The organism is uncultured Campylobacter sp., from assembly GCF_938017775.1.
GTDB lineage: Bacteria > Campylobacterota > Campylobacteria > Campylobacterales > Campylobacteraceae > Campylobacter_B.
Genome location: NZ_CALIIU010000076.1, coordinates 1 through 1,012, shown reverse-complemented (window position 1 = coordinate 1,012; position 1,012 = coordinate 1). Strand labels below are relative to the sequence as shown.

Sequence of the window (1,012 nt, the reverse complement as noted above, 5' to 3'; positions counted from 1 at the left end):
AGAATTTAGCGAGCAGCTATTTTATGTGAATGAAATTTAATCGCGCGACGCAATAGCGCAATGAATAACCAGTAATGCTTAAAGTATCGCTACTGTGCGATTTATATTTTAAGCGCTCAAATTTTGATAAAATTCGGCTCAGCGAAATCGGCAGATAAAAGTCCAAGATAAAGGAGAAAAAATGGCGATAGACGGGGTGAAAATCATCGATAGCGACGACGGATACGATATCTATTTAACCATTACCGAGCGATACAAGGACGGCGAAAATGTTGAAACGATACTGCAAGATGTTTTGGCGCAGGCGGAAAATTTCTGCGCCGATGAGCTTTATAGCGAGATTTATTGGACGGCCCTAGCGTATTCGCTTTGGAAGATCGGCTTTTTAAACGACGAAATCCGCGAAAAAGCCCTTGCTATCATAAAAGGCGGCGCAAGTCAGATGTGGAATAAGGTCTTTGACAGATCTCAAAAGAGCCGCCAAAAAGCGCTTGACAAATTGGCGCTTCAGCTAAAAAGCGAAAATCCAAGACCGCTTAAACGGCCCAAAATTTCGAAGCAAAAAACGCCGTATTTTGAGGAGGGCGACGTTTTGTCTATCCGGATGCAGCAGGGATACGGCGTTTGTTTTGTCTCGGCAGTAGATCAAACGCCCAGGAAGCTCGAGTATCATCTGGCCTGCACCAGACTGCTGCAAAAAGAGCCGCCCGGCATGGACGATTTTTTAAAAAGCAAGATCGCGAGCTCGAAAAACGGCGGCTTCCTTAGAGCGGACCGCTGGTTTAATCATAAGGATTTAAAGGAGCTGCTGCCTTATCTAAAAAAGATTGGAAAGGTAAAATTAGCCCCGTTTAAATTGGGCGAATTATCTCCTGCGAAAGAATTGGAAGATTTTTATAATAAAATCACGGCAGATCCCAAAATATGGGGCTTTAGGCTAGTTGATACCGCTCGTTTCATAGAAGAGGTGATCGAAGATATAAAAGGATAAAAGCGTCGCGCGGGAAATTTT

Annotated in this window: 1 protein-coding gene; it reads left to right on the top strand. The window is 43.7% G+C overall.

Annotation, left to right across the window (positions count from 1 at the left end; genetic code table 11):
* Positions 1-181 precede the first annotated feature (181 nt).
* The gene (locus Q0537_RS09840) at positions 182-991 is read left to right on the top strand and encodes a hypothetical protein (RefSeq protein WP_299227706.1); all 810 of its coding nucleotides are present in this window, start codon (positions 182-184) and stop codon (positions 989-991) included.
* The last annotated feature ends 21 nt before the right edge of the window (positions 992-1,012 follow it).

Bases quoted from the DNA above. Each gene is read 5' to 3' on its own strand.
- Q0537_RS09840 (WP_299227706.1), top strand. From the start codon at position 182: ATGGCGATAGACGGGGTGAAAATCATCGATAGCGACGACGGATACGAT.